The organism is Pseudomonas sp. SP16.1 (assembly GCF_052682975.1).
Genome location: NZ_JBQYFZ010000001.1, coordinates 4700886 through 4727245, shown reverse-complemented (window position 1 = coordinate 4727245; position 26360 = coordinate 4700886). Strand labels below are relative to the sequence as shown.

General features: G+C 69.5%; 27 protein-coding genes and 1 pseudogene. 13 read left to right on the top strand and 15 right to left on the bottom strand.

What is annotated here, in order from left to right; translation table 11 throughout:
* The first annotated feature begins 61 nt into the window (after nucleotides 1-61).
* On the top strand, nucleotides 62-412 hold the full coding sequence (locus ACUTAF_RS22275; protein WP_445582002.1) for an antibiotic biosynthesis monooxygenase family protein: 351 nt from the start codon (nucleotides 62-64) through the stop codon (nucleotides 410-412).
* A complete protein-coding gene (locus ACUTAF_RS22270; protein WP_445582001.1) occupies nucleotides 405-1157 on the top strand; it encodes a sulfite exporter TauE/SafE family protein in 753 nt (250 codons plus the stop codon). Before ACUTAF_RS22275 ends, ACUTAF_RS22270 begins: the two co-directional genes overlap by 8 nt.
* Nucleotides 1158-1213: 56 nt before the next feature.
* Here the strand turns inward: ACUTAF_RS22270 and ACUTAF_RS22265 are convergent, their stop codons facing one another.
* Nucleotides 1214-1615, bottom strand: coding sequence for a hypothetical protein (locus ACUTAF_RS22265; RefSeq protein WP_445582000.1), 402 nt, complete (start codon nucleotides 1613-1615; stop codon nucleotides 1214-1216).
* Nucleotides 1616-1739: 124 nt separating this feature from the next.
* Here ACUTAF_RS22265 and ACUTAF_RS22260 point away from each other — a divergent pair, with 124 nt between their 5' ends.
* Complete coding sequence (locus ACUTAF_RS22260; protein WP_445581999.1) at nucleotides 1740-2525, top strand: MmyB family transcriptional regulator; 786 nt, start codon at nucleotides 1740-1742, stop codon at nucleotides 2523-2525.
* A gap of 375 nt (nucleotides 2526-2900) precedes the next feature.
* On the top strand, nucleotides 2901-3647 hold the full coding sequence (locus ACUTAF_RS22255; protein ID WP_445581998.1) for a hypothetical protein: 747 nt from the start codon (nucleotides 2901-2903) through the stop codon (nucleotides 3645-3647).
* Nucleotides 3648-3794: 147 nt separating this feature from the next.
* Here ACUTAF_RS22255 and ACUTAF_RS22250 read toward each other — a convergent pair whose 3' ends face one another.
* Complete coding sequence (locus tag ACUTAF_RS22250; protein WP_445581997.1) at nucleotides 3795-4319, bottom strand: Mpo1 family 2-hydroxy fatty acid dioxygenase; 525 nt, start codon at nucleotides 4317-4319, stop codon at nucleotides 3795-3797.
* 94 nt (nucleotides 4320-4413) lie between these two features.
* On the opposite strand from ACUTAF_RS22250, the gene ACUTAF_RS22245 reads away from it, so the two are divergent.
* The 5 genes from ACUTAF_RS22245 to ACUTAF_RS22225 all read left to right on the top strand — a co-directional run bounded on the left by ACUTAF_RS22245 (nucleotide 4414) and on the right by ACUTAF_RS22225 (nucleotide 9077).
* Nucleotides 4414-5097, top strand: a complete 684-nt coding sequence (locus ACUTAF_RS22245) for a Crp/Fnr family transcriptional regulator (RefSeq protein ID WP_445581996.1) — start codon at nucleotides 4414-4416, stop codon at nucleotides 5095-5097.
* Between the two features lie 57 nt (nucleotides 5098-5154).
* On the top strand, nucleotides 5155-7104 hold the full coding sequence (locus tag ACUTAF_RS22240; RefSeq protein ID WP_445581995.1) for a metallophosphoesterase family protein: 1950 nt from the start codon (nucleotides 5155-5157) through the stop codon (nucleotides 7102-7104).
* A gap of 88 nt (nucleotides 7105-7192) precedes the next feature.
* Entirely contained in the window at nucleotides 7193-8347 is a 1155-nt protein-coding gene (locus tag ACUTAF_RS22235; RefSeq protein WP_445581994.1) for a DUF1538 domain-containing protein, read from the top strand.
* A complete protein-coding gene (locus tag ACUTAF_RS22230; protein ID WP_445581993.1) occupies nucleotides 8344-8706 on the top strand; it encodes a P-II family nitrogen regulator in 363 nt (120 codons plus the stop codon). The genes ACUTAF_RS22235 and ACUTAF_RS22230 overlap by 4 nt, the downstream gene beginning before the upstream one ends.
* The gene (locus ACUTAF_RS22225) at nucleotides 8703-9077 is read left to right on the top strand and encodes a hypothetical protein (protein ID WP_445581992.1); all 375 of its coding nucleotides are present in this window, start codon (nucleotides 8703-8705) and stop codon (nucleotides 9075-9077) included. The genes ACUTAF_RS22230 and ACUTAF_RS22225 overlap by 4 nt, the downstream gene beginning before the upstream one ends.
* A 29-nt stretch (nucleotides 9078-9106) precedes the next feature.
* Here ACUTAF_RS22225 and ACUTAF_RS22220 read toward each other — a convergent pair whose 3' ends face one another.
* The 5 genes from ACUTAF_RS22220 to ACUTAF_RS22200 all read right to left on the bottom strand — a co-directional run bounded on the left by ACUTAF_RS22220 (nucleotide 9107) and on the right by ACUTAF_RS22200 (nucleotide 14523).
* On the bottom strand, nucleotides 9107-10420 hold the full coding sequence (locus tag ACUTAF_RS22220; RefSeq protein ID WP_445581991.1) for an NAD(P)/FAD-dependent oxidoreductase: 1314 nt from the start codon (nucleotides 10418-10420) through the stop codon (nucleotides 9107-9109).
* A 70-nt stretch (nucleotides 10421-10490) separates the two neighbouring features.
* The gene (locus tag ACUTAF_RS22215; RefSeq protein ID WP_445581990.1) at nucleotides 10491-11858 is read right to left on the bottom strand and encodes a glutamine synthetase family protein; all 1368 of its coding nucleotides are present in this window, start codon (nucleotides 11856-11858) and stop codon (nucleotides 10491-10493) included.
* Between the two features lie 121 nt (nucleotides 11859-11979).
* On the bottom strand, nucleotides 11980-12144 hold the full coding sequence (locus ACUTAF_RS22210) for a hypothetical protein (protein ID WP_445581989.1): 165 nt from the start codon (nucleotides 12142-12144) through the stop codon (nucleotides 11980-11982).
* Nucleotides 12145-12237: 93 nt separating this feature from the next.
* Nucleotides 12238-13254 (bottom strand): hypothetical protein, encoded by a 1017-nt coding sequence (locus ACUTAF_RS22205; RefSeq protein ID WP_445581988.1) that lies wholly within the window; start codon nucleotides 13252-13254, stop codon nucleotides 12238-12240.
* Nucleotides 13255-13608: 354 nt separating this feature from the next.
* Nucleotides 13609-14523, bottom strand: coding sequence for a LysR family transcriptional regulator (locus tag ACUTAF_RS22200; protein ID WP_445581987.1), 915 nt, complete (start codon nucleotides 14521-14523; stop codon nucleotides 13609-13611).
* A gap of 113 nt (nucleotides 14524-14636) precedes the next feature.
* Between ACUTAF_RS22200 and ACUTAF_RS22195 the strand changes: the two genes are divergently transcribed.
* Nucleotides 14637-15236, top strand: a complete 600-nt coding sequence (locus ACUTAF_RS22195) for a short chain dehydrogenase (RefSeq protein WP_445581986.1) — start codon at nucleotides 14637-14639, stop codon at nucleotides 15234-15236.
* A gap of 185 nt (nucleotides 15237-15421) precedes the next feature.
* Here the strand turns inward: ACUTAF_RS22195 and ACUTAF_RS22190 are convergent, their stop codons facing one another.
* The 3 genes from ACUTAF_RS22190 to ACUTAF_RS22180 form a co-directional block, all read right to left on the bottom strand.
* Nucleotides 15422-16924 carry a methyl-accepting chemotaxis protein gene (locus tag ACUTAF_RS22190; RefSeq protein WP_445582493.1) on the bottom strand — a complete coding sequence of 501 codons (1503 nt, stop codon included), beginning with the start codon at nucleotides 16922-16924 and terminating at the stop codon, nucleotides 15422-15424.
* A 282-nt stretch (nucleotides 16925-17206) separates the two neighbouring features.
* Nucleotides 17207-18283 (bottom strand): FAD-dependent oxidoreductase, encoded by a 1077-nt coding sequence (locus ACUTAF_RS22185; RefSeq protein WP_445581985.1) that lies wholly within the window; start codon nucleotides 18281-18283, stop codon nucleotides 17207-17209.
* On the bottom strand, nucleotides 18280-19293 hold the full coding sequence (locus ACUTAF_RS22180) for an AraC family transcriptional regulator (protein WP_445581984.1): 1014 nt from the start codon (nucleotides 19291-19293) through the stop codon (nucleotides 18280-18282). The genes ACUTAF_RS22185 and ACUTAF_RS22180 overlap by 4 nt, the downstream gene beginning before the upstream one ends.
* A gap of 104 nt (nucleotides 19294-19397) precedes the next feature.
* Between ACUTAF_RS22180 and ACUTAF_RS22175 the strand changes: the two genes are divergently transcribed.
* Genes ACUTAF_RS22175 through ACUTAF_RS22165 form a run of 3 tightly spaced genes read left to right on the top strand, consistent with a single transcriptional unit; the run spans nucleotide 19398 to nucleotide 21389 of the window.
* Nucleotides 19398-20459, top strand: coding sequence for a fatty acid desaturase (locus ACUTAF_RS22175; RefSeq protein WP_445581983.1), 1062 nt, complete (start codon nucleotides 19398-19400; stop codon nucleotides 20457-20459).
* 49 nt (nucleotides 20460-20508) lie between these two features.
* Nucleotides 20509-21228 (top strand): NAD(P)H-dependent oxidoreductase, encoded by a 720-nt coding sequence (locus ACUTAF_RS22170; RefSeq protein WP_445581982.1) that lies wholly within the window; start codon nucleotides 20509-20511, stop codon nucleotides 21226-21228.
* The gene (locus ACUTAF_RS22165; RefSeq protein ID WP_445581981.1) at nucleotides 21225-21389 is read left to right on the top strand and encodes a rubredoxin; all 165 of its coding nucleotides are present in this window, start codon (nucleotides 21225-21227) and stop codon (nucleotides 21387-21389) included. The genes ACUTAF_RS22170 and ACUTAF_RS22165 overlap by 4 nt, the downstream gene beginning before the upstream one ends.
* A 289-nt stretch (nucleotides 21390-21678) precedes the next feature.
* Here ACUTAF_RS22165 and ACUTAF_RS22160 read toward each other — a convergent pair whose 3' ends face one another.
* The 5 genes and pseudogenes from ACUTAF_RS22160 to rpmB form a co-directional block, all read right to left on the bottom strand.
* Entirely contained in the window at nucleotides 21679-22389 is a 711-nt protein-coding gene (locus ACUTAF_RS22160) for a DUF3047 domain-containing protein (protein ID WP_445581980.1), read from the bottom strand.
* Nucleotides 22389-24530: an FAD-dependent oxidoreductase gene (locus ACUTAF_RS22155; protein ID WP_445581979.1), complete on the bottom strand. Its 2142-nt coding sequence runs from the start codon at nucleotides 24528-24530 to the stop codon at nucleotides 22389-22391. Before ACUTAF_RS22155 ends, ACUTAF_RS22160 begins: the two co-directional genes overlap by 1 nt.
* 65 nt (nucleotides 24531-24595) lie before the next feature.
* A complete protein-coding gene (gene arsS, locus ACUTAF_RS22150; protein ID WP_445581978.1) occupies nucleotides 24596-25561 on the bottom strand; it encodes an arsenosugar biosynthesis radical SAM (seleno)protein ArsS in 966 nt (321 codons plus the stop codon).
* 217 nt (nucleotides 25562-25778) lie between these two features.
* Nucleotides 25779-25934, bottom strand: coding sequence for a 50S ribosomal protein L33 (gene rpmG, locus ACUTAF_RS22145; protein WP_014854577.1), 156 nt, complete (start codon nucleotides 25932-25934; stop codon nucleotides 25779-25781).
* 10 nt (nucleotides 25935-25944) lie between these two features.
* A pseudogene (rpmB, locus tag ACUTAF_RS22140) lies at nucleotides 25945-26180 on the bottom strand (50S ribosomal protein L28).
* Nucleotides 26181-26360: the final 180 nt, after the last annotated feature.

Here is a 26360-nt window from a genome sequence, read left to right as displayed (position 1 = left end):
CGGTCGATGTCTGCAGATACTGGCAGCGAAATCCATCGCATGCCAGTCAAGGAGAACCGCCATGCTCGCCGTGATCTTCGAAGCCGAGGCCAAACCGGGCCAGCGCCAGGACTACCTGGACATCGCCGCCGAGCTGCAGTCGCTGCTCGCCGACCAACGCGGCTTCATCTCCATCGAACGCTTCCAGAGCCTCAAGCAGCCGGGCAAGGTGCTGTCGCTGTCGTTCTGGCAGGACGAGGCGTCGATCGCCGCCTGGCGCCAGCAGGAGGCCCACCGCCACGCCCAGGCGGCGGGACGGGCGCGGATCTTCGCCGACTACCGCCTGCGCATCGCCCAGGTGCTGCGCGACTACGACATGCAGCGGCGCGAACAGGCGCCCGCCGACAGCCGGGCGGAGCACGACCATGACTGAAGGGCTCGTCAGCTACCTGCCGCTGATTCTCGCCACCTTCCTCCTCGCCGGCCTGGTCAAGGGCGTGGTCGGCCTCGGCCTGCCGACCATCTCGGTGGGGCTGCTGGGTTTGGTGATGCCGCCGATGCAGGCCGCGGCGCTGCTGCTGGTGCCGTCGATGGTGACCAATATCTGGCAGCTGGCCGACGGTCGAAACCCCTGGCCGATGCTGCGGCGTCTGTGGCCGATGCTGCTGGGCATCGTGCTCGGCACCCTGCTGCTCGGCGGGTGGCTGCGCGGTCGCGACCTGGCCCAGGCCAGCCAATGGCTCGGCATGGCGCTGGTGCTCTATGCCGGCCTCGGCCTGCTGGCGGTGCGCTTTCACGTCCGGCCGGCGCAGGAAGCCTGGCTGGCGCCGCTGATCGGCGCCGCGACCGGCGCCCTCACCGCCCTGACCGGGGTGTTCGTGATCCCCGCGGTGCCCTACCTGCAGGCCATCGGCCTGGAGAAGGACGAGCTGGTGCAGGCGCTGGGGCTGTCGTTCAGCGTCTCCACCCTGGCCCTGGCGGCGAGCCTCGGCCAGCGCGGCGAGCTGCTCCAGCCGGCGCTACTCGGGCTGTCGCTGCTGGCGCTGGTGCCGGCGCTGCTGGGCATGGCCGGCGGCCAGTGGTTGCGCCGGCGCATCAGCGCGCATCTGTTCAAGCGCTGCTTCTTCATCGGCCTGCTGCTGCTCGGCGCCGAGCTGAGCCTGCGGGGCGTGCTCTGAGCCGGCGTTATCGCGACGACCGCCCGCCAGCCGAGCACCGACAGCGGGCCGCGCGCTCAGGCCTGCGCCGTCCGCGCATGCTTCAGGCCGTACCACTGCAGCTCGGCGAGCAGCGCCACCGCCACCGCCTGGGCGACGACGAAGGCGTAGCCGAACAGATTCGGTGAAACCCAGCCGACCACCAGCAACAGCAGACTGTCGATCACCCAGACGGCGTTGACCGCGATCACCGCCCACACCACCTGGCGGCTCAGCTCGGCGCGGTTGGCCAGCCACACCAGCATGACCGCGAAGGGCAGCAGCGCGCTGCCGGCGACCAGCAGCAGCAGGCGCGGCAGTTCGAGAAAGGCGCCCAGCCAGCCGGCGGCCAGTACCAGCAGCAGGCCGGTGGCGCCGCTGAGCAGGCCGTCGATCAGCAGCGCATTGCGCAGCAGTGGGGAAGGTTGCAGTGCGTTCATGGCGAATCCTCCAGAAGAGGGCACCGGGGTGGTGCCTGGCGCACAGGTTTCGCCGAAACGCGCGCGGCGTCGATTACCTGCCAGGTAATGGCCGGCATGAAGCCGCTGGAGTATCGTGCTGGCCATGAACACATCCCCGACCGCCGGCGCCCTGCTGCGCCAATGGCGCCAGCGGCGCCGCCTGAGCCAGCTCGACCTCGCCTGCGAGGCCGAGATATCCACGCGCCACCTGAGCTTCGTCGAGACCGGCCGCGCCCAGCCCAGCCGCGACATGCTGCTGCACCTGGCCGAACAGCTGGACATTCCCCTGCGCGAGCGCAACCGCCTGCTCGGGGCTGCCGGCTACGCGCCGCTGTACAGCCAGCATGAGCTGGCCGACCCGGCGCTGGCCCCGGCGCGCCAGGCCATCGAGCAATTGCTCAAGGCCCATGAGCCCTACCCGGCGCTGGCCATCGACCGCCAGTGGAACCTGCTGGCGGCCAACGCCGCGGTGGCGCCCTTCCTCGCTGGCGTGGCGGATTTCCTGCTCGGCCCGCCGCTCAACGTGCTGCGCCTGTCGCTGCACCCCGAGGGCCTGGCGCCACGCATCGTCAACCTCGGCCAATGGCGCGCGCACCTGCTGCTGCGCCTGCGCCGCGACGCCGAGATCAGCGGCGACGAGGCCCTGCACGCCCTGCTCGAGGAACTGCAGGCCTACCCCGCGCCGCCGGATAGCGCCGAACCGCCCGCCGACTCGGTGCTGGTGCCGCTGCAGCTGCGCAGCGAACAGGGCGTGCTGAGCCTGATCAGCACCACCACGGTGTTCGGCACGCCCAACGACGTGACCCTGGCCGAACTGGCGCTGGAGACGCTGTTTCCCGCCGACGACTTCACCGCCCGCTACTTGCGGCAACGGGCCGGGAGCGCCTAGGTGCTGTTGACCTTCGACATCGGGGTATTGAGGCAGAGCGCAACAGTGGGTTAGCGGCGCCGAATGCCGATCTTCCGGGCGCAGATAAAGGTCGTGCACCGCGTAACCCACCAGGCGATGGATGGCGTTGCGCCGATGGTGGGTTACGCCGCATCCGGCACTGCGAGTCGACCGGCAACATCACAGGCGGCTAACCCACCCTACGAGAGCGGCGCGCGGCATCTCTTGCCCAAACATCACCAGCCCCTAGGAAATTCCGACGAAATCACACTTTCGGCTCATGTCCGGCGGCGCATGAAGCAGTAGTCTTGGCCCCGCGTCCCCCGACGCCGCCCATTCCAACCCTGCTCACAAGAATAATAAGGAGCACCCCGGATGCGCAGTAAGCCGTTGTCCCGCCAGCTATTCATCTGGTTGCTCGGGCTGTTCGTCGGCCTCTCGCCGCTGGCCTTCGCCGAAGCCATCAGCCCGCAGGAACAGATCCAGGTCCATGCCAGCCGCGCCACCAGCAGTCTGATGCTGCTGCGCGGCGAAGGTTTCCAGAAAACCCATCAGCAGCGCCTGGAGGCCGACCTGGCGGCCCTGGCCGGCGCCATGCAGAGCCTGCCGCAGGGCAGCGCAACCCTCACCAGCACCCACCAGGCACTTGTTACCCAACTGCGCAACGGTGTTTCCTATGGCCCCGGCGAGGAAAACCTGCCCTGGCGCTTCCCCGAGGACCTCAGCCGCGCGCTGCGCGACTTCCTCAGCGCCGCCCGCGCCCTGCCCGGTGGCGAAGGGCAGAGCGAACTAGCGGCGAAGGTCGAATACCTCGCCGTGCAGTACCTGGCCCGCTCCTACCTGGGCACCTTCGAGATCGCCCGCGAGCAGCCGAATACCTACCTGGGACAGGACGAACGCCAGTTGCTGCCGGCCATCGACGCCGAGCTGGAGGCCCTGGACCGCAAGGCCAACCCGCAGCTGAGCAAGCTGCAGACCCGCTGGAGCTACCTGCGCGCCGCCCTGGCCGACATGAACAGCCAGAGCAACGCGCTGGCCAGCGTCTCCGGCCGGCCGTTCGCGCCGATCACCGTGGACCGCCATGCGCGCGCGCTGACCAGCCAGTGGATGGCGATGTACTAGGGTCGAATGCGTTACCGCACACCGGAAGTTCTCCTCGCTGCCAAGCGCTGGAAGCTCGCGGCTAAAGCCCCTCCCACCGGGCCATACCCTGGGAGGGGGCTTTAGCCGCGACAGCCGACTACGAGTCGAAAAGCTGTGACACCCTCATCAGGCCAGCGCCTTCTTATCGCGGATGCAGGTGGGACCAGCGATCTCCACCACCGCCTGCTCGATTTCCTTGCGCAGGCCGAGCAGGAAGGCCGCCTCGGCGACCACGAACAGCGGGCCGATCACCAGCCCCATGATGTCGTCGACAAAGGCCGGCTTGCGCCCCTCGTAGTAATGGCCGACGAACTGGATAACCCAGCCGACCACGAACAGGCCGATACCCGCCGTCAGCCACAGGCCGGTGCCGGCCGTCGCCAGCTTCGCCGCGAGCCACAGGCTGAGCGCCAGCAACAGCGCCATCAGCAGGCCGAAACGGCGATCCAGGCGCAGGTAGAACAGCGCCGCGGCCAGCGCCACCAGGGTCGCCGGCGCCAGCCACAGGCCGAGCAGCGGGAAACCGGGACGCGACAGCAGCACCGCCACGGCCAGCACTATCATGGGAATGCCGATGAAATGACTGGCGATATTGCGCCGGTCACGGTGGTAGGCCGCATATTGGGCCAGATGCTCGACTAGGGTTTTCATGGGGTCACGATCCTTTTTCACGACAGGCCCTGGCATGATCGCGCCCCGCTCGCCCGCCACTCTGTCAGCTAGCCGACAAAGCCCAGGAGTCTCGATGCACGATCCCCATCCCTTCCTCGCCCGCCTGCAACAGGGCCACTGGTTCGCCGGCCTGCCCGGCGAGCTGCAGGGCGCGCTGCTGGGCATGGCCCAGGTGCTGCGCCTGGAGCCCGGCCAGCGCCTGTTCCGCCGCGGCGACAAGCCCAGCGGGCTGTATGCGGTGGTCGAAGGCGCGATGCGCATCGGCGCGGTCAGCGAGAGCGGCAAGGAGGCGCTGCTGACCCTGGTCGAGCCGCCCTACTGGTTCGGCGAGATCTCCCTGTTCGACGGCCTGCCGCGCACCCATGACGCCTTCGCCGAAAGTGCCAGCACGCTGTTGCTGGTGCCCCAGGCCGAGCTGCTCGCCCTGCTCGAGGCGCAGCCGCGCTACTGGCGCGACTTCGCCCTGCTGATGAGCCAGAAGCTGCGCCTGGCCTTCGTCGCCCTGGAGGAGATGAGCCTGCTGCCGGCCGCGCCGCGCCTGGCCCGGCGCCTGCTGCTGATCGCCGAGAACTACGGCGAGGGCGAGCCGCGGCGGGTGATCCAGCTGGCCCAGGAACAGCTCGCGCTGATGCTGGCGGTGTCCCGGCAGACCACCAACCAGATCCTCAAGGAGCTGCAGGCCCAGGGTATCGTGCGCCTGAGCTATGGCGAGATCGAAGTCCTCGACCTCGAACGCCTGCGCCGCGCCGCCGGCTGAACTCATGGCGCTCTGCCACTGTCGATAAGCCTTCACCTAACCGAGACCGCCACCCCGATGCCTTCCGACCGCCCCACCCTGCCCGATGTTCTTGCCGGACCGCTGCTGCGCCGCCTGGAGCCCGGCCGCCTGGTGCTCTGGCTGGTGGCGAGCCGGCCGCTGGCGCTGCGCCTGTGCCTGCAGCCCGAGGGCCAGGCCGAGCGGCTGCACGCCCTGGCCGCGCATTGCCGGCAACTGCCGCTGGGGCGCCACGCCGTGCTGCACCTGATCGACCTGGCGCTGACGCAGCCCCTGCCGCAGGACGTGCGCATCGCCTACGACCTGCAGATCCTCGACGGCGACGCCGCACGCGGCATGGCCGACTGGGCGCCGCAGCTGCTCTATCCCGGCCGCAGCCGCGCCGATTTCGTGCTCAAGGCGCGCATCGACCAGCTGCTCCACGGTTCCTGCCGCAAGCCGCACCATGCGGCCACTGACGGCCTGCTCTGCGCCGACCGCCTGCTGGCCGCCCAGCCCGAGGCGGCGCAGCGCCCGGCGCTGCTGCTGATGAACGGCGACCAGGTCTATGTCGACGACGTCGCCGGGCCGACGCTGTGCGCCATCCACCAGCTGATCGAGCGCCTCGGCCTGTGCGACGAAAGCCTCGAAGGCGCGCTAGTCGCCGACAGCCAGGCGTTGTACGCCGCCCCGGCCGGCTACTACCGGCGCGCCGAGCTGCTGCCGGCGCTGAAGAGCAACCAGACCCTGCGTGACAAGTTCTTCGGCGGCGTGGAGAAACCCATCTTCACCAGCAGCAACGCCGACAACCACCTGGTGACCTTCGCCGAGATGATCGCCATGTACCTGCTGGTGTGGTCGCCCGTGCCCTGGACCCTGATCGCCGAAGGCCAGCCTACGCTGGACGCCGAGCAGCGCCGCCGCTACGCCGAGGAACGCCGGCACGTCGAGGCCTTTCGCCAGTCGCTCGGCCAGGTCGCCCGGGTGCTGGCCCATCTGCCGACGCTGATGATCTTCGACGACCATGATGTCACCGACGACTGGAACCTCTCGGCACGCTGGGAGCAGACCGCCTACGGCCACCCCTTCTCCCGGCGCATCATCGGCAACGCCCTGCTCGCCTACCTGCTGTGCCAGGGCTGGGGCAACGACCCGGACGCCTTCGCCGAGCCGCTGGCGGCCTGCGCCGAGCTGCTGGAGAACGCCCGCCAGGGCAACCGACTGGAGGCCCTGGCGCAGGACCGGCTGCTGGAACGGCTGCGTCATTTCGAGCGCTGGCAGTACGTGCTGCCGACCACGCCGGCGCTGCTGGTGCTGGACACCCGCACCCGCCGCTGGCGCAGCGAGAGGCGCCTGTCGCGGCCATCGGGGCTGATGGACTGGGAGGCGCTGTGCGACTTCCAGCAGGCGCTGCTCGACCACCCGGCCTGCATCATCGTCTCGCCGGCGCCGATGTTCGGCGTCAAGCTGATCGAGGGCATCCAGAAGCTGTTCACCTACGCCGGCCACCCGCTGCTGGTCGACGCGGAGAACTGGATGGCGCATCGCGGCGCGGCCAGCGTGATGATGAACATCTTCCGCCACTCGCGCACGCCGGGCGACTTCGTCATCCTCTCCGGCGACGTGCACTACTCCTTCGTCTACCGCGTGAGCATCCGCCAGCGCCGCGCCAGCCCGACCATCTGGCAGATCACCAGCAGCGGCATCAAGAACGAGTTCCCGCCGCGCCTGCTGGACTGGTTCGACCGCCTCAACCGCTGGCTCTATGCACCCGCCTCGCCACTCAACTGGCTGACCAAGCGCCGGCGCATGCGCGTCAGCCCGCTGATTCCCGAGCGCAGCCGCGCCGGCGAGCGCCTGTGGAACGGCGCCGGCCTCGGCCAGGTGTTCTTCGACGAGCAGGGCCGGCCCGAGCGCATCCTCCAGCTCGGCGCCGACGGCTCCCCGCCTGTGGCCTTCGTCGCCGAACGCAGCGAGCGCCTGCCCCGCAGGGCTGGCGCCAGCCTGTAGCTGCCAGCGGGTTGGACGCGCAGGCAAAGCCCCTCTAGGCTTCAAGCCAGACGAGACGGCCTGCCACCGACCAACAGCGGAACAGCGCATGAAGGATTCACTTCGCTATGCCGACTACTTGCGCCAGATCGGTGCGGGCCGCCGCGAGATTCCCCTGCGGGAGCTGATGCCTGCGCCGGTACGCGATACCGAAGGCCGCTGGCAAGCCGCCCCCCGGCGTGCCGCGAAATTGCGCGGGGACGAGATCGTTGCCGTCCTCAAACCCTATGTACAGGTCCGCCTGTTCGATCAGATGCGTGCCGTGGTACCGCTGGCGCTGTACCTGGCCCTGTTCCAGATCCTCATCCTGCGCCAGCTGGTGGACGACTCGTTGCTGGTCACGGTCGGCCTGCTGGCGGTGATAGTCGGGCTGATGCTGTTCATGGAGGGGCTGAAGCTCGGCCTGATGCCATTCGGGGAGATCATCGGCAACAACCTGCCGCGCAAGTCGTCCCTGCCGGTGGTGCTGCTGGTCACCCTGCTGCTCGGCATCGGCGTGACATTCGCGGAACCGGCGATCGGCGCCCTGCGTGCCGCCGGACAGAATATTTCCGCGGAGCAGGCGCCGTACCTGTGGGCGCTCCTCAACCAGTGGGCAGACCAGCTGGTCCTGGTGGTCGGCGCCAGCGTCGGCGTGGCCGCGGTCACCGGCACGCTCCGCTTCCTCTACGGCTGGAGCCTGAAGCCGCTCATCTATGTATCGCTGCTACCGGTGCTGCTGCTGACGCTGTACCTCGCCGGCGATCCGCAGCTGGTCAAGGTCATAGGCCTGGCCTGGGATGCCGGGGCGGTGACCACGGGGCCGGTCACGGTGCCGCTGGTGCTGGCGCTGGGTATCGGCATCGCAGTGGGCGTGGCCAAGCTGGTGCTCGACCTGCCCTTGGCCTGGCTGGTAGTGCCGCCCTACCTGCTGGCCGTCGTGCTGACGGCCTTCTCCAGCGAGGAGTTCGTCAACGTGGCCTGGGACAGCGCCGGAGTCACCACCGGGCCGATCACGGTGCCGCTGGTGCTGGCCATGGGTCTCGGCCTGGGCAACGCCACCCAGGCCGTCGAGGGCTTCGGGATTCTCTGCATGGCGTCCGTCGGCCCGATCATCAGCGTCATGCTGCTGGGGTACTGGGCGCGCCTGCAGGTGTGGATGCAGTCGAGGGCCACTGGGGGTCAGGCGGCGAGTCAACCATCATGCGGGAGGGAGTCGGCATGAAAACCGAGGCCATCACCTATCTCACCGAAGTGGCATTGATCACCTGCGTGGTCGCCGCCGGCCGTGCCGATCTGGTGATCCGCGCGGCCCAGGCCCTGGGGGCGCCCGGCGCCATCGTCTATCACGCCCATGGCGTTGGCCCACGCGAGCGCCTCGGCCTGCTCGGCATCGCCATCGACGCGGAGAAGGAGGTGGTCAGTCTGCTGGTGGCCGCGGACTATCAGGACGCGATAGTGGAGGCCATCTATCGCACGGCCGAACTGGACGTTCCCGGCGCCGGCATGATCTATGCGATGCCGGTGGAGAAAGTCGCCACCTATATCCCGGCCGAACTGCTGGAAAAAGGAAAAGCCTCGTGAACCCGCCCGCCTACGCCGTGCCTGGCGCGGCGGCCAAACTCATCACCTGCCTATTGCCCGACGACGGCACGGATCGCCGGCTGCTCCAGGCGCTGCGCGAGGAACAGGGCATCACCCGCGCCGACAGCGTTCGCTGTCGGCGCGTAACCGTCGCGCAGGCCGCCCAGGTGCGCCGCAACCAGCTGCCCGAGGCACTGCTCGCACGGGTGGTCAATGTGGTGGTGGATGCACACCAGGCCGACGCGGTTTTCGACTTCATCTGCGCCAACGCCGGGCTGGCACGACCGGGCGGCGGCTCGGTCTACATGATGGCGCTGAATTTCGCCACGCCGCTGGAGATGCCGACGATAGCGGACGAGCCGCCCGCATAGGACACCCCGGGCGCAACGCGCGGCATTTGTCAGCGCAGCTTCTCCAGCATCTGGTAGTACCACATGCCGGCGGCCAGCATCGGGTTGCCGAGCTGGTCGCCGAGCGGCACCTTGATCTGCTTGCAGGCGGCGAAGGTGTCGAACTGCTCGAGGTCGCCGGTGATCGCCTTGGCCATGATCTCGCCCATGATGTGGGTGGTGGCGATGCCGTGGCCGGAGTAGCCCTGGCAGTACCAGACGTTGCTGGACAGCTTGCCCAGCTGCGGGATGCGGTTCATGACGATGCCCATGGCGCAGCTCCACTGGAAGTCGATCTGCACCCCCTTGAGCTGCGGGAAGGTGCGCTCGATGCAAGGGCGCAGCTCGCCGGCGATATCCCGCGAGTCGCGCCCGGAGTAGTTGCAGCCGCCGCCGAACAGCAGGCGACCGTCGGCGGTGAGGCGATGGTAGTCGAGCACGAAGCGGCAGTCGTATACCGCCAGGTCGTGCGGGTTGATCTGGCGGGCCAGCTCGCCGAGCGGCGCGGTGGTGACGATGCCGCCCATGGCCGGGAAGATCAGGCCCTTGAGCTGCTTGCGCTCGAGCTTGTGGTAGACGTCGCCGGCCAGCAGCACCTGCTTGGCCTCGATCCGCCCGCCGCGGGTGACCACCGCCGGACGCGGGCCGTGGACGATCTCCAGCACCTCGGAATGCTCGAAGATCAGCGCGCCGAGGCTCTCGGCGGCCCTGGCCTCGCCGATGCACAGGTTGAGCGGGTGCAGGTGCATGTTGCGGCTGTTCTTCAGCGCCCCGCAGTACAGCTCGCTGCCCAGTTGCGCACGCACCCCGGCGGCGTCGAGCAGCGTCACCTCGCCCTCCATGCCGCGGCGCAGGGCCTCGTCATAGGTGGCCTTGAGCTCGTCCATATGCACCGGTTTCATCGCCGCGTGCAGGTGGCCGTGCTTGAGGTCGCAGTCGATGCCGTACTTTTCCACCCGGCTCTTGATGATCTGGTGGCCACGCCAGCGCAGGTGCCAGATGAAGTCGTCCACCTCCTCGCCCAGGCTGTTGCGCATCTGCTTGCGCATGGCCTCGTCGCCGGACAGGCTGCCGGTGACCTGGCCGCCGTTGCGCCCGGTGGCGCCCCAGCCGATCTTATGGGTCTCGATCACGGCCACCTTGAGGCCGCGCTCGGCCAGCTCCACCGCGGTGGCGACGCCGGTGAAGCCGCCGCCGATGATGGCCACGTCGACGCTCACGCTGCCCTGCAGCGTCGGGTAGTCGGTCTCGAAGTTGAGCGAGGCCGAGTAGTAGGACGGCGCACGCTCGGCGGCGGGTTTGACGGGTTGGGTGATGGCGTTCATTGCATATCCTTCAGCCGTAGGGTGCGCCGTGCGCACCACGAATGGGTTCGGTGCGCACAGCGCACCCTACTCAGGCGTTGCTCAGGTACCAGCGCCAGTCCTGCTCGCCGACCTCGCCCATGAACTGGCGATACTCGGCGCGCTTGACCGCGAGAAAGACCTTGAGGAACTCGGCGCCGAAGGCGTCGCGCGCCCAGCCGGAGCGCTCCAGCGCCTGGATCGAGGTCAGCCAGTCGGTGGGCAGCAGCTCCTTGGCCTGGGCATAGCCGTTGCCCTGCACCGGCTCGCCCGGATCGAGCCCCTCGCGAATACCGCGGTGGATGCCGGCGAGGATCGCCGCGGCGGCCAGATAGGGGTTGGCGTCGGCGCCGCAGATGCGGTGCTCGACATGCCGGGTCGGCGCCGGGCCGCCCGGCACGCGCAGGCTGACGGTGCGGTTGTCCACCCCCCAGGTCGGCGCCAGCGGCGCGTAGCTGTTGGCCTGGAAGCGCCGGTAGGAGTTGGCGTTGGGACAGAACAGCAGCAGCGAATCGAGCAGGCTGGCGAGCATGCCGCCGACCGCCTGGCGCAGCAGCGGCGTGCCGGCCGGGTCCTCGCTGGCGAACAGGTTGGCGCCGCCCGCATCGGCCAGACTGACGTGCATATGCATGCCGGTGCCGGCGATCTCGGCGAACGGCTTGGCCATGAAGCAGGCCTGCATGCCGTGGGCATGGGCCACGCCCTTGACCAGGCGCTTGTAGCGCACCGCTTGGTCCATCGCCGCCAGCGCCGGGCCGTGCTCCAGGGTGATCTCCACCTGGCCGGGGGCGTATTCGGAAATCGCCGTGCGCACCGGGATGCCCTGGGCCTTGCAGGCGGCGTACAAATCCTTGAGGAAGGGTTCGATCTGCTCCAGCTCGCGCAGGCCGTAGACCTGGGTCTGCCGCGGGCGGCCGCCGTCGGCGTCCAGCGCCGGCTGCGGGCGGCCCTGGGTGTCGCGCTGCTGATCGAGCAAGTAGAACTCCAGCTCGCAGGCCATCACCGGATGGTAGCCGTCGGCTTCGAGCTGCTCGATCACCCGCACCAGCAGCTGGCGCGGATCGGCGACGGTGGCCGGCAGGCCTTCGGTGGGGTGCATCGACACCTGTACCGCGGCGGTGGGAATCTGCCGCCAGGGCAGGCGCACCAGGCTGCCGGATAGCGGGTAGGCGCGGCAGTCGATATCGCCAACCTCCCAGACCAGGCCGGAGTCCTCGACGTCCTCGCCCTGCAGGGTCAGGCCGAGCATGGTGCTCGGCAGCGGCCGGCCGCTGCGGTACAGCGCCAGCAGCTCCTCGCGGTGCAGCAGCTTGCCGCGCGGCACGCCGCCTGCATCGAGGACGAACAGCTCGATCAGTTCGATATCGGGGTTGTGCGCGAGGAAATCCTCGGCTTCCTGCACGGGGGCAAAACTCGTCATGTTGCGCTCGCTTGCGCCAATTCGGCGCTCGGGGTCCGCACGGCCGGCTCGATGGTCGAGCGCCTGGCTACGGCAGACAAGGCTGGGTTGGATGGCTGCGGGCATGGCGCAGCCCTTGCTGTCAGCAGGCGGGCGCGGCGTCCGGTGGACGCGCGTGACGGCAGTGCCACAGCGCCCAGAAGGCAAGGATGATGGTCAGCAGGGGGTTGAGCCGGTCGGCGCCGAGGCGGGTCAGTAACGGACTGGCGCTGGGCGGGTGGCGATGACGCTGGGCGACGGGAGTCATGGCCGAGGAGACTCGCATGGCGGCGAAGCGCGGTTAAATCGCATTTTTTACACATTCAGTTATTCCCTGGCTAAACAATGCGTGCCGGCGCGTTCAGGGCTCGCTCCATAGCGGCTGCCCATCGGCCACTAGCGGCCGGTAGCGCGGCATCACGCCCGCCCCGCCGAGGCCGGCCTCGATCTGCCCGGACAGGTGCTGGATGCCGGCCATCACACCGCGCTCGGGGTCGCGCATCAGCGCCAGCCATTGCTCGTCGAAGGCTTCGTTGAGGTGGCGGCGCAGCTGCGCCTCGGTTTCCGGGCGCTCGCGCTCTTGGACCATGGCGCGGACCACCGAGGCGCCGATGGACACCGCCAGACCGGCCGCGCGCCCGACCATGGAGGAAATCACGCTGGCGGCGCCACCGGTGGTGAGATCGTCAACCAGGCGTTCGCTGGTGCGCCGGGTCACCTGGGTGATCCCCGGATGCGCCGACCAGGCGAGCGCGTTGCCCGGCTGCGCGCCGATCCGCTCGACCAGCGCGGCGTAGGCCGGCAGACGCTCCAGGGGTTTGGCGTGAAGCACCTGGTAGAGCGAGGCGCCGGGCGGCACGGCGATGGCCGGGATGTCCTTGAGATGCTGGTCGAACTGCGCCGCGGGAACCCCATGGCGCAGGGCGATGCCCGGCAGCTGCTGGCCGAGCTGGCGCACATAGGACTGGGTGGACTGCTGGAGAATCTGCGGCGGCGCGATATCCCTGGCCACCGGCTCCAGCACCAGATCGTGGTACTGCTCCTGCAGATACTGGGCGAGGCGGCTGACGGTCTCATCGCGCTCGCCTTCGCCGTCGAGCTTGTACCAGGCGACCTTGAAACCCAGCCAGCGCTGGGTCCAGTAGCTGGAGAACCAGGGGATGAAGGCCGTGTCGGTCTTGTGGTAGACCAGGTCCATCCAGCGCTCCATGGCCGCCAGCGCCTGCTCGCGGGCCTGGCTGGCGGCGCCGCGCGAGGCGGCGGCGATATCGCGGTCGACCTGCCGCCAGGTATATGCCGACACCTGCGCCGGCGGCGCCGAGGCGCACGCCACCAGCGCCAGCAGCGACACGCCAAGCAGCAGGCGCAAGCCGGGCATCGGGATGCCTCCCGCGCCATACCGGGGCCAGGGACGGCTGCAGATGGCGCCGCTGCGCTCGTCCTCTCCGAGTATAGGTGCGGGCCACTGACGCCCGTGCATTTTCGCCAGCATGCGCTGGGCGTTCTCCGCGCACTGCATGCCCGCGGGCTCGTTCTCGATCTCGGCGCTGCTCGCCAGCAGTTGCGCGCGGTGCTGCGCGGCGCGCCTGCCTCGCCCCGATCTGGCCCTGAGTGCGGCCAGCAGCTCGTCGTGCCGCCAGCGCTTGGCCAGCGGGTCGGGCAGCAGGCGGCGCCGGCTAGTAGCGGATGCGCCGCTGGTTGCGCCAGCAGATCCAGCAGGTGGCGAGCGAACTCAGACGCTGAGACCGTCGAGTACCTGCCGGCTGCGCTCGAACCAGCCGAGCAGGTAATCGGCCAGCGCCTGGGTGCGCCGTGGCAGGCTGCCCTGCCAGGGGTGCACGAGGAACACCGGAGTGCTGCGCGTCTGGTAGTCGCTGAGCAGCCAGCGCAGGCGGCCATCGCGCAGCTCCTCCTGCACCATGTAGGACGGCAGGCGGGCGATGCCGGCCCCGTTCAAGGCCGCCTTCTTCAGCAGACTGTAATGGTTGCTGGCCAGTTGACCGGCCACCTGCACCCGCTCCAGCTGGTGCTGGCGGTGGTAGAGCCATTCGGCGAAACCGCTGTAGTGGGTATTGAGCAGGCACTGGTGCTCGGTCAGTTGCGCCGGCGCCTGCGGCGTGCCGCAACGGGCCAGGTACTCGGGGGTGGCGCAGGTGATCTCCTGCAGGGCGAACAGGGGTTTGGCCACCAGGCGCTCGTCCAGCTGCTGGCCGGAACGGATGCCCAGGTCGAAGCCTTCGGCGATCAGGTCACGGTAGCTGTTGGCCAGGTCCAGCTCGATGCGCACTCGGGGATACTGGCGAGCGAAGTCCAGCAGCAGCGCATCGAAGAAGGTCTCGCCCAGGGACACCGGCACGGTCAGGCGCACGCTACCGGCCACCTCCTCCTGCAGGCCCTGCACCACCTGCAGGGCGCGCTGAGCCTGAGCCTGCAATGCCTGGGCCTCGGGCAGCAGCGCCGCGCCGGCGGCAGTCAGATGCAAGCGCCGGGTGGTGCGGTGCAACAGCACGCTGCCCAGCCGGCGCTCCAGGCCGCTGATGCGCTTGGACAACTGGCCCTTGCTGCAACCCAGGCGCTCGGCGGCGGCAGTGAAGCTGCCGGCCTCGACCAGCAGGGCGAAGGCGACCAGATCTTCCAGCTCGCTCATGGCGCGGCACTCATTGTTTCCATATGAGAACCAAAGGTTTCACATTGCCCGGATTATTGGCAACCCAATCCCGCCTAAGCTGGTTCCACACCCCCTCACTCAGGAGCCCCAGCATGAAAATCATCCTCGTCGGTGCCAGCGGCACCATCGGCCAGGCCATCGACCGCGAGCTGCGCGAGCGCCACGACATCGTCCGTGTCGGCCGCCACAGCGGCGAGCTGCAGGTGGACATCAGCGACCCGGCCTCGATCCGCCGCCTGTTCGAGCAGACCGGCCCGTTCGACGCGCTGATCAGCGCCGCCGGCAACGCCCACTTCGGCGCGCTGGAGGAACTCACCGCCAAGGAGTTCGCCGTGGGCCTGGACGACAAGCTGATGGGCCAGATCAACCTGGTGCTGATCGGCCGCGAGTTCGCCAACGACGGCGCCTCCTTCACCCTCACCTCCGGCGTGCTCAGCGAAGACCCGATCCGCTACGGCGCGGCGGTCAGCACGGTGAACGCCGCGCTGGACGGCTTCGTCCGCGCCGCCGCCATCGAACTGCCGCGCGGCCTGCGCATCAACGGCGTGAGCCCGACCATCCTGGAGGAGTCGCTGCCGGCCTACGGCCCCTACTTCCGCGGCTTCAAGGCGGTACCGGCGGCCACGGTGGCGCTGGCCTACGCCAAGAGTGCCGAGGGCCGGCAGACCGGCCAGGTCTACCGCGTGCTGTGAGCCGGGCGCTTGTCGCGCCGGCCCGACAACGGGAGCCAGCCTGGCCGATGCGCCGTGGCGTCCGTGGCGTCCGTGGCCTGCGCGTACCACATGCACCGCAGGTTCGATAGCGGCAAGGCGGTGCACCAGCCCCCGCAATGCCCGACGCCCACCGCTGCCTGGATAATGCCGCGGTCGGGGCGACCCTACGGCTCCGGCTTGTAGCCCAGGCGCAGCCCGCCCCAGTGGCGGCCCTGAACCTGGATCGGCACCGACAGGTCGTGCATCAGCTCGCCGGTGTCGCGCATATAGGTCTGCAGCAGCAGGCGCTGGCGGTGGCTGCCGCAACGGCTGCCGGTACGGTCGTTGAACAGGCGCTTGCCGCGGCTGCGCGCGGCGTCCCTGGCCGGGTCGCCGCTGGGCGGGTGGTTGAAGGCGGCGTTGTGGGTCGGCACGTAGCCTTCCGGGGTGGTGGCGATGGCGAACACCAGCCCTTCGTGGCGTGCGAGCAAGGGCTCCTGCAGCGCCGGCAGCACCTGGTCGGCGTACTGGTCGAAGCGGGTGCGGTACTTCTGCGGCTGGGTGCCGGCAATCGGCTGGTAGTGGCGGTCGAACAGGTCGTCGAGGCCGATGCGCCCGGCCTGGATATCCGCCTCGAACTGCGCGGCGATGGCCGCGGCGCCCTCGCGGGCGAGGTCGTAGGCGCGCTGGTGGTAGGCGTCGAGGCCGACCTCGGCAAGCTGCTCGCTGACCGTCTCGGCCTGGCCCACCAGCTGTTCGGCGGCGCCGGCGAGCTGGCGGGTCTGCGCCTCGCTGCCCTGCACGTCGCTCTGCAGCTGCACCGCGGCGGCGGACAGGCTGGCCAGGCGCTGGTGGTTGTCGGCGGTGCCGGCACTGATCTGCGCCACCTGCTGCTCGACCTCCTCGGCCTGCTCGGCGATGCCGTGCAGCTGGCTGCCGGCCGTCTCGATCTGCTGCGCGGCCTGCTCCAGCTCGCCGCTCTGGCGCTGGATATGGGCGACCACCGCGGCGCTCTGCTGGCGGATGTCGGCGACCATCTGGCTGACTTCCTCGGTGGCGCTGGCGGTGCGCGCGGCGAGGTTGCGCACCTCGTCGGCGACCACGGCGAACCCGCGGCCCATCTCGCCGGCGCGGGCCGCCTCGATGGCGGCGTTGAGCGCCAGCAGGTTGGTCTGGCTGGCGATGGACTGGATCACCTGGGTGACCTGCTCGATCTGCTCGGTGCGGCTGCCGAGGCCGTCGATCAGCTCGCGGCTGGCCAGGGTCTGCGCGCTGAGCTGCTGCATGCGCGCGATGGCCTGGCTCAGCTCGGCCTGGCCGCTGGCGCTGGCATCGCGTACCTGGCGCGCGGCGGCCAGGGTCTGCTCGGCGCGGGCGGCGCTGTCCTGCTCGGTGTGGGTGATGGCCTCGGCGGCCTGGCTGACCTGCGCCACCGCCGCCAGTTGCGACTGCAGGCGCTCGGCCAGCTGCTTGACCGCATGCGCCACCTGGGCGGCGGACAGCGCGTTGTGGCAGGTGTGCCGCGACAGGCCGCGGCTGAGTTCGACGAAGTCGCCGCCGGCCGGCTGCTGCGCGGCCGCAGGCTCGTCGCGACGCTGCCAGGGGCCGAGCCAGGGCCACAGCGCCAGCAGCAGCAAGGACGGCACGCTGACATAGAGCGGAAGCGCCGTCTGCTGGTAGACCAGCATCAACCCGGCCAGGCCGAGGGCGTGCAGCAGGCAGGCAATCGGGGAACGGACAAAGGCAGCTTGCATGACCGACCTCAGAGTTCTTGTTCTTGGGCGCGGCGAGGCGCTGTAGGCGGACGGGGTCACGGCGGGTTCTCCTCGAACTTCCCGCGTAACCTGGCGCAGGCTACGCGATCGACAGGCCCGGCGGCAAAGACGCGCGCAACTCGGGCAGGATGGAATCGATTCGAACACCTTGGAAGCAGCAGCACCATCGCACTTTGGTCGCAGCTGGCTGCGCCCTTAGCCCACCAGGCGATGGCGCTGGATGAAGCGCTGGTCCAGCCAGTCCTTGCAGCGCCCGTAGAACTGCCCGCCGGCGCTCCACTGGTGCCAGCCGAGCAGCGCGCCGCCGTCGCCGGTGGCGAGCAGCGCCAGGCTGTGCCGCTGCGGGCGGTACTGGCGCAGCGGCCGGCCCTGCAATGCCGCCTGCAGGTTGGCCGCCAGCACCGGGCCCTGGCGCACCGCGTAGACGCCATTGCGCCGCGCACCTTCTAGGCTGGCGCAGTCGCCGACGGCGAACAGTTGGGCATGCGACTGGCTCTGCAGGCTCGAGCGAATGGCGACGAAGCCATCGCCATCGCAGGCCAGGCCGCTGGCCGCCAGCCAGGGCCAGGCGCGCGCGCCGCTGGCCAGCAGCAGGCGCCGGCCGCGCCACACCGGCTCCTCGCCGCTGAGCAGACAGTCGTCCTCGATCCGCCCGATCGGGCAGTGCTCGCGCACCTGCACGCCGCGCTGGCGCAGGTGGCCGAGGGCGCGCAGGCGCAGGCCCGGGGCGTGCCCGGCGAGCAGCGGGCCGGCGCAGAACAGCGCCAGCGCCGGAACCTGCCCGGCCAGCGCCAGGGCTAGCTCGACGCCGGCCGCGCCGCCACCGAGTATGGCCAAGGGCTGCGGTTCGATCAGCCACTGCCGCCAGCTGGCGACGAAGGTGGCGAAGGGTTTCACCGCCAGCAGCTGCATGGCGTCGCCCTGCTGCGGCGGCGCGGCCACCGCGGCACCGACGTTGAGCGCCAGCCACTCGGCCGCAAGGCGCCGGCCATCCGTAAGTTCGAGCTGGCGGCCGGCGGCGTCCAGCACGGCGATCTCGCCCTCGATCAGCTCCACCCTGGCCGCACGGCACAAGGGCTGCAGTTCCAGGCGGCAGTCGGCGGCGGCAAAGCGCCCGGCCAGCAGACCCGGCAGCATCCCCGAGTACCAGGCCTCGGGGCCGGGGCTGAGCAGGGCGATGCGTCCCGGCGGGCGCTCCACCAGGGCCCAGCGGCGCAGCACGCCGAGGTGGGCATGGCCGGCGCCGGCCAGCAGCAGGTCGCACTGGCTCATGTCTGCTTCAAGCCGTCGCGGTACTGGCTCGGCGTCTGCCCGGTCCAGCGCTTGAAGGCGCGGCCGAAGCTGCTGCTGTCGCTGAAACCGAGCAGGTAGGCGACCTCGCCGATGGAGCAGCGCGCATCGCGCATATGGCGCAGGGCCAAAGCGTGGCGGGTGTCGCCGAGCAGCGCCTCGTAGCTGGTGCCCTCCTCGGCCAGGTGGCGCTGCAGGCTGCGCAGGCTCAGGTGCAGGGCCTGGGCGATGCGTTCGGCCGAGGGCTCGCCGTCCGGCAGCTGCGCCTCCAGGCAACTGCGCACCCGCTCGCTGCAACTGGCGGCGCGCAGTTGTTCCAGGCTGCGCCTGAGCACCGCCTCGTTGTGTTCGGCCAGCTCCGGGTTGCCGTCGTCCAGGCGCTGCTCGAAGGCGGCGCGGGGAAAGCGCAGCAGGCTCTCGGCGGCGTCGAACTGCAGCGGCGCGCGGAACACCGCCTGCCAGAGCGCGGGGTCGGCAGGCCGAGGGCGCTGCAGCTGCACCAGCAGCGGCGAGAAATCACGGTCCAGGCGATTGCGGCAGCTGCGCACGTAGATCGAGGCGAAGGCGTCGAGCGCCTCCGGGGCCGGCGGCGGGCTGCCGGGCGGCACGCGAAAACGGAACTCGTAGGCGTCGTCCAGTTGGCGCAGCTCCAGCTCCAGGGCGTCGCTGACCACCCGGTGGTAGCGCACGATGCGCTCGAACATCTCGCGCAGGCTGCTACTGGCGATCAGTGCGTAGCCGAGGGCGTGAAAGGTGGTCGGGCTGACGTACTGCGAGGTCTTCAGGCCCAGCGCCGGGTCGCCGCTGGCCGCCACCGCCAGTTGCCACAGGCGCGTGGTCACCGACAGCGGGCAACGCGCGTTGGGGTCGTCGAGCAACGCCGGGTCGAGGCCGGCGGCGCGGCACAGCGCGGCGCTGTCCAGGCCGAGGGCGTCGAGCTGCTTGCGCAGGGCGCGGGTCCAGCTGGCCAGGGTGGTGGGTTCGGCGGTCATTGCAGGTTGGCGTGTCCGGTAGGCAGGTTGGCGTGCTCGGTCGGGCGCGTTGGCGGGCGCGGCGGCACAGTAGCGTCACTGTCCAAGCACAAGAGGATGTCGGCATGTCGCCCTCCCCCGCAAGCCTTAATGACCAGCAGCGCGCCGCGCTGATCCGCGAACAGGTGATGGCCCACGGCAACGCCCTGCGCCAGCGCTACCCGATCCTGCAACACCAGGACGCCCTCGGCGCCGCCATCCTCACCTTCGCCCTGGCCGGCATGCTCGGCTCGGCCGCGCTGTATATCGGCGGGCACATGGCCTGGTGGCTGTGCCTGCTGCTCAACGCCTTCTTCGCCTCGCTGACCCACGAGCTGGAGCACGACCTGATCCACTCGATGTACTTTCGCAAGCAGCGCGTGCCGCACAACCTGATGCTGGCACTGGTGTGGCTGGCGCGGCCGAGCACCATCAACCCCTGGGTGCGCCGCCATCTGCACCTGAACCACCACAAGGTCTCCGGCAGCGAGGCCGACATGGAGGAGCGCGCCATCACCAACGGCGAGCCCTGGGGCATCCCCCGCCTGCTGATGGTCGGCGACAACATGATGAGTTCGTTGATCCGCTGGCTGCGGGCGAAGACCCCCGAGCACCGCCGGATGATCCTCACCCGCACGCTCAAGGTCTATGCGCCGCTGGGCCTGCTCAACTGGGCGACCTGGTACCTGTTCCTCGGCTTCCACCTGCTGGACTGGGCCGGCGCCGCGCTCGGCGCGCCGATCGCCTGGTCGGCCACCACCCTGAGCCTGATGAACCTGGTGAACGTCGCCGTGGTGGTGCTGGTCGGGCCCAACGTGCTGCGCACCTTCTGCCTGCATTTCGTCAGCTCCAACATGCACTACTACGGCGACGTCGAACCGGGCAACGTGATCCAGCAGACCCAGGTGCTCAACCCCTGGTGGCTGTGGCCGCTGCAGGCGTTCTGCTGCAACTTCGGCAGCAGCCACGCGATCCATCATTTCGTGGTCAAGGAGCCCTTCTATATCCGCCAGCTCAGCGTGCCCTTCGCCCACCAGGTGATGCGCGAGATGGGCGTGCGCTTCAACGACTTCGGCACCTTCGCCCGCGCCAACCGCTGGACCCGCCGCGCCCAGGCGCAAACCAGCGAGCGAACCCAGGCCGCCTGACTTTCACCTTGGCCGCGGCGATACCGCGGCCCCTTGCTGCGAATGCCCGATGAACGTACTGATCGTCCACGCCCACCCCGAGCCGGCCTCCTTCTGCGCGGCGATGAAAGACCTGGCCGCCGCCACCCTGAGCGAGGCCGGCCACCCGGTGCAGGTCTCCGACCTCTATGCCATGGCCTGGAACCCGGTGGCCTCGGCCGCCGACTTCCAGGCCCGGCGCGACGCCGATTACCTGGTCTACGCCCTGGAGCAGCGCCACGCCGTCGACCAGGACAGCCTGGCCGCGGATATCGCCGCCGAGCTGGACAAGCTGCTGTGGGCCGACCTGCTGATCCTCAACTTCCCGCTCTACTGGTGCTCGCTGCCGGCCATGCTCAAGGGCTGGATCGACCGCGTGCTGGTTTCCGGCGCCTGCTACGGCGGCCTGCGTTTCTACGACCGTGGCGGCCTGGCCGGCAAGCGCGCATTGCTCAGCTTCAGCCTCGGCGGCCAGGCGCATATGTTCGCCGACGAAGCCGCCGTGCACGGCGAGCTGCACCCCATGCTGCGCCCGCTGCTGCGCGGCACCCTGGGCTATGTCGGCTTCCAGGTGCTGCCGCCGTTCGCCGCCTACCACGTGCCCTACATCGACGCCACGGCGCGCGGCGAGCTGCTCGCGGCCTATCGCCGTCATCTGCTGGCGCTGGATGAGTTGCAGCCGCTGGCGATGCCCGCGCTGGACGACTTCGACCGCCGGCTCAATCCGCTGCAGCGCGAGGTATGCGCATGAAGACCTGGATCTGCATCGTCTGCGGACTGATCTACGACGAGGCCGCCGGCTGGCCGGAGGAAGGCATCGCCGCCGGCACGCCCTGGGCCGAGGTGCCGGACGACTGGCTGTGCCCGGACTGCGGGGTGAGCAAGGGCGATTTCGAGATGCGCGAGATCTAAGCTCTACTCTGGCAATGCGCTCTTGTAGCCTATGTCCCAGCATTGTGTTGCACGGTGTCGACGCTGTTCGTAGGAGCCGCGCCCCGCGGCGAGTGCTGTGCGCACCGCCGCTGTGCGCAGTGGCCGCAATCGTTTCGCCCCGAGGCGGGGCTCCTACGCTGTGTTCGCGGGTTCCTTCAGGTGCTGTGTCGTGCCCTGCCAACGGCTGCAACAGCCAATTGGGACATAGCCAAATTGAAACCCTCGAGACCGCTCGGCGGATACAACCTGCCGCATCACGAAAAACGACCTAGCGAGCTTCGGCCAACTGCGGCTCGGCGAAAGAGCTGTCGACGCGCTCGCCGGTGTTGTCGCTGTCGGCGGCGAAGACCACGCCGAGGATGCGCCGCGGCGCGCTGCCGAAGGCGGCGATGGCGTCGCTGCGCAGGTCGCGCGACTCCGCCAGCCACTGCCCCAGCGGCGCCTCCGGGCCGCGCAGCACGCGCATCTCCACCGTCTCGCTGTAGGCGCTGCGGGCGTGGCTGCCCGGTGCTTTGCGGTTGTCCCAGACGTAGCTCAGGGTCGCCGCCGGCAAGTCGGGGTCGAAGAAGGTGCGCGCCAGGCGCAGCTTCTGCCGGGTGAGGAAGGTGAGCGACTCCAGCGGGTAATCCAGCAACACATAGACCCGCGCCACGTAGTCGTCGCCCTCGCGGGTGGCGAAGCGCGCCTGTTCCAGCCGCTGCTCGCTGCGCCACTGCCAGCTCAGTTGCCAGGGCCGCTCGCCGGGCAGCTCCAGCGGATGCAGCAGGCCGCCGGCGGCGGCAGCGGCCTGGATGCGCAGCACCAATCGGCCGTCCTGCTCGACCAGGCTGCGCTGCGCCGGCGCGATCTTCGGGATATCGGCCAGGCGCCAGGGCGGCGACCACGGGCCGCCCGGCGGGACGGCCGTCCACGGCGTCAGCCGGTTCTCCGCCAGTGCCGGCGCCGCGACCAACAGCAGCGCGAGCCACAGCGCCCGCATCAGCCGCGCCTCCAGGCGTGAAAACGCTCGACCCAGCGCAGCAGCCCCTGCGGCGCATGGGCGCGCTTCCATTGCCCGGCCGCGTATTTGTTGGCCTCGCTCAGGGTCGGGTAGCTGTGGGTGGTGCCGAGGATCTTGTTCAGGCCGAGGCCGTGCTTCATCGCCAGCACGTACTCGGCGAGCAGCTCGCCGGCCTGGGCGCCGACGATGCTCACGCCGAGAATGCGGTCGCGCCCCGGCTCGGTCAGCACCTTCACATAGCCGCGGGCGACGTCGTCGACTATGGCCCGGTCCAGGTCGTCGAGGCCAAAGCGGGTCAGCTCGAAGGCGATGCCCTGCTCCTGCGCCTCGCGCTCGCTCAGGCCGACCCGCGCCACCTCGGGGTCGGTGAAGGTGCAGTGGGGGATGGTGCGGTAGTCCACCTTGAAGCGCTTGAGGCCGCCGAACAGCGCATTGACCGCGGCGTACCAGGCCTGGTGCGCGGCGACGTGGGTGTACTGGTGGGGCCCGGTGACGTCGCCCACCGCGTAGATATTGGGAAAGCGCGTGGCCAGGTAGTCGTCGGTTTCCAGGCTGCCGTCAGGGCGCAGCGCCAGGCCAAGCTCTTCGGCACCGTAGCCGGCGACATGGGGCTGGCGGCCGAGCGCCAGCAGCGCGGCGTCGAAGGCGATGCTGCGTTGCTCGCCGCTGCCTAAGTCGCGCACCAGCACGCGCTGCTCGCCCTCGACCAGTTCGAAGCGCTCGACGACCTGGCGCAGGCGCACGTCGACGCCGTCGTCGCGCAGGCTGGTCAGCACCAGCGCGCTGGCGTCCTCGTCCTCGCGCGGCAGCAGGCGCGCATGGCGCTGCAACAGGATCACCTGGCTGCCCAGGCGCTGGAAGGCCTGGGCCAGCTCGCAGCCCACCGGCCCGCCGCCCAGCACCAGCAGCCAGCGCGGCTGCTGGCGCAGGCTCCAGATGCTCTCGCTGGTATAGCTACGCACCTGCTCCAGGCCGGGAATCTCCGGCACCCGCGGCCGCGCCCCGGCGGCGATGACGATGCTGCGTGCGGTCATACGCTCACCGTTCACCTCCACCGCCCAGGGCGACACCAGTTTCGCCTGGCCCTGGATCACCTCGACGCCCAGGCCGCTGTAACGCTCGACCGAATCGTGCGGCTCGATGGCGGCGATCACATTCTGGATGCGCTGCATCACCGCGGCGAATTCCACCTGGCCCTGCACCCCGTGCAGGCCCAGCGCCTCGGCGCGGCCCAGCTCATGGGCCAGCTTGGCCGAACGCAGCAGCGCCTTGGACGGCACGCAGCCGCTGTTCAGGCAGTCGCCGCCCATCCGGTGCTGCTCGATCAGGCCGACCTTGGCGTTGACCGCCGCGGCGATATAGGCGCTGACCAGGCCGCCGGCGCCGGCGCCGATCACCAGCAGGTTGCGCTCGAAGCGCTTGGGCTTGTGCCAGCCGGCATAGACCCGGCGCGCCTGCAGCACATCGAGCGCACGCCGGGCCAGCAAGGGGAAAACACCGAGCAGAACGAAGGCGCCGAGCAGCCCCGGCGAGAGGATGCCGGCCAGCGACTGCAGCTGGCCCAGCTCGCGCCCGGCGTTCACGTAGACCAGGGTGCCGGGCAGCATGCCCAGCTGGCTGACCCACCAGTAGGTGCGCAGCGGCAGGCGGGTCAGGCCCATGGCCAGGTTGATCAGAAAGAACGGGAACACCGGCACCAGGCGCAGGGCGAACAGGTAGAAGGCCCCCTCGCGCTCGACCCCGGCATCGATCCCGGCCAGACGCCGGCCGAAGCGCTGCTGCACCCAGTCGCGCAGCAGGAAACGGCTGCTGAGCATGGCCAGGCTGGCGCCCAGGGTCGAGGCGAAGGACACCAGCACCAAGCCTTCGAGCAGACCGAATAGCGCGCCGCCGAGCAGGGTCATCAGCGCCGCCCCCGGCAGGGACAGCGCCGTTACCAGCACATAGGCGAGAAAGAACAGCCCGGCGGCCTGCCAGGGCTGGGCGGCGACTTGGGCATTCAGCGCGGCTTGCTGCGCCTTGAGCGCGTCGAGGCTGAGGTACTGGCCGAGGTCGAAGACGAAGAAGCTGCCCAGCAGCGCCAGGATCAGGCCCATCAGGGCCAGTTTGCGGCTATTCATCGATCACCTCTGCTGGGGCGCGCCGCGCGCACCGACCGCGCGCCCGGGTGCGCACGACGCACGGCCTAGTCATGCAGCGCACCGCCGCAACTGGAGCCCTGCCCGGCGGTGCAGGCGAAGCAGTGGTCGCGGCTGACGATGGGGTTGCCGTCCAGACGCGCATCGAGCAGGTCGCGCAGATGGGCGCGCTCACGGCCGATCAACGCCAGCGGCAGATCGAGCATCTGGTTGAAGTCGCAGTCGTAGAGGTAGCCCTGCCAGTCGACGCTGACCAGGCTGCGGCACATCAGACCCTCCAGATTCTCCGGCCGGTAGCTGTCGCGCAGCAGCTGCATGTAGGCGGCGAACTGGCCCTTGCTGACCAATGTGCTGCCGAAGCGGGCGATGGGCTGGTTGGTGATGCACAGCAGGTGGTCGAAGCGGACGCCGAAGTCCTCGGCCAAGTGGCGCTTGTAGTCGGCCTCCAGCGCCGCCTGCGGCGGCGGCAGGCTGGGGCCCTGCGGGTTGTACACCAGGTTGAGCAGCAGGCCACTGCCGGGTTGGCCGTAGCCGAGGGCGTTGAGCCGCCTGAGGCCGGCGATGCTGGCGGCGAACACCCCGTCGCCACGCTGGCGGTCGACGTTCTCGCGCGAGTAGCAGGGCAGGGAGGCGGTGACCTCGACGCCGGCGCCGGCGAGGAACTCGGCCAGGTCTTCCTGGCCCGGCTCGCCGAGTATGGTCAGGTTGCAGCGGTCGATCACCCGCAGGCCCTCGCGCCGCGCGTGCCGCACTATCTCGCGAAAGCGCGGGTGCAGCTCCGGGGCGCCGCCGGTGAGATCCAGGGTATGCACCGGATGGGCATCGATCACCCGATGCAGCAGCGCCAGGCACTCGTCGCTCATGGCCTCGGTGCGGGTCGGCCCGGCGTTGACGTGACAATGCAGGCAGCGCTGGTTGCAGCGGTAAGTCAGGTTGACCTGCAGCGCTTCCAGCACAGCGCGATGAACGGGCGGGAAGGCCAGCTGGTCGAGCAGGGGCAGCATGGCGCGCATGGTGGACTCCAGGGTGGGCGCGCCATTGGACCGCCAGGGCGCGCCGGCGTTACAGCCGCACCCCAGAGTTATAGCAACAGCTGCGCCCGGCGTGGCGAATCGCAGGAGAACGCCGGCGACGTCGCTTGCACGCAAGTCCCGAAGCGGGAAGAAACGAATATGCCAAACACGAAAAAGCCCGCCATGGGGCGGGCTTCTTCGACAGGCAGCCGATCAATTACTTGATCTTGGCTTCCTTGTAGATCACGTGCTTACGGACGACCGGATCGTACTTCTTGATCTCGATCTTGTCCGGCGTGGTGCGCTTGTTCTTGTCGGTGGTGTAGAAATGGCCGGTGCCGGCACTGGAAACCAGACGGATCAGGTCACGCATGATGAACTCCTTAAACCTTTTCGCCGCGAGCGCGCAGCTCGGCCAGCACTACGTCGATACCACGCTTGTCGATGACACGCATGCCCTTGGCCGATACGCGCAGACGCACGAAGCGCTTCTCGGACTCGACCCAGAAGCGATGGTGCTGCAGGTTCGGCAGGAAACGACGACGGGTTTTGTTGTTTGCGTGGGAAATGTTGTTCCCGGTTACCGGACCCTTACCGGTAACTTACAGACTCTCGACATGCCTCAGCCCTCTAAAACCACATGCCCAACCCGGCATGGGTTGGCCGCTTAAACTCAATGTCATTGGCGCTCGGCGCCGCGTTTCTCGAGGGTCTTACCGGGCGCACTGGATAGCGCAAGAACCGGGCCCCTAGAAAAGAGCGCTGCTTTATACCAGAAAGGCCGAGGTGCAACAAGGGA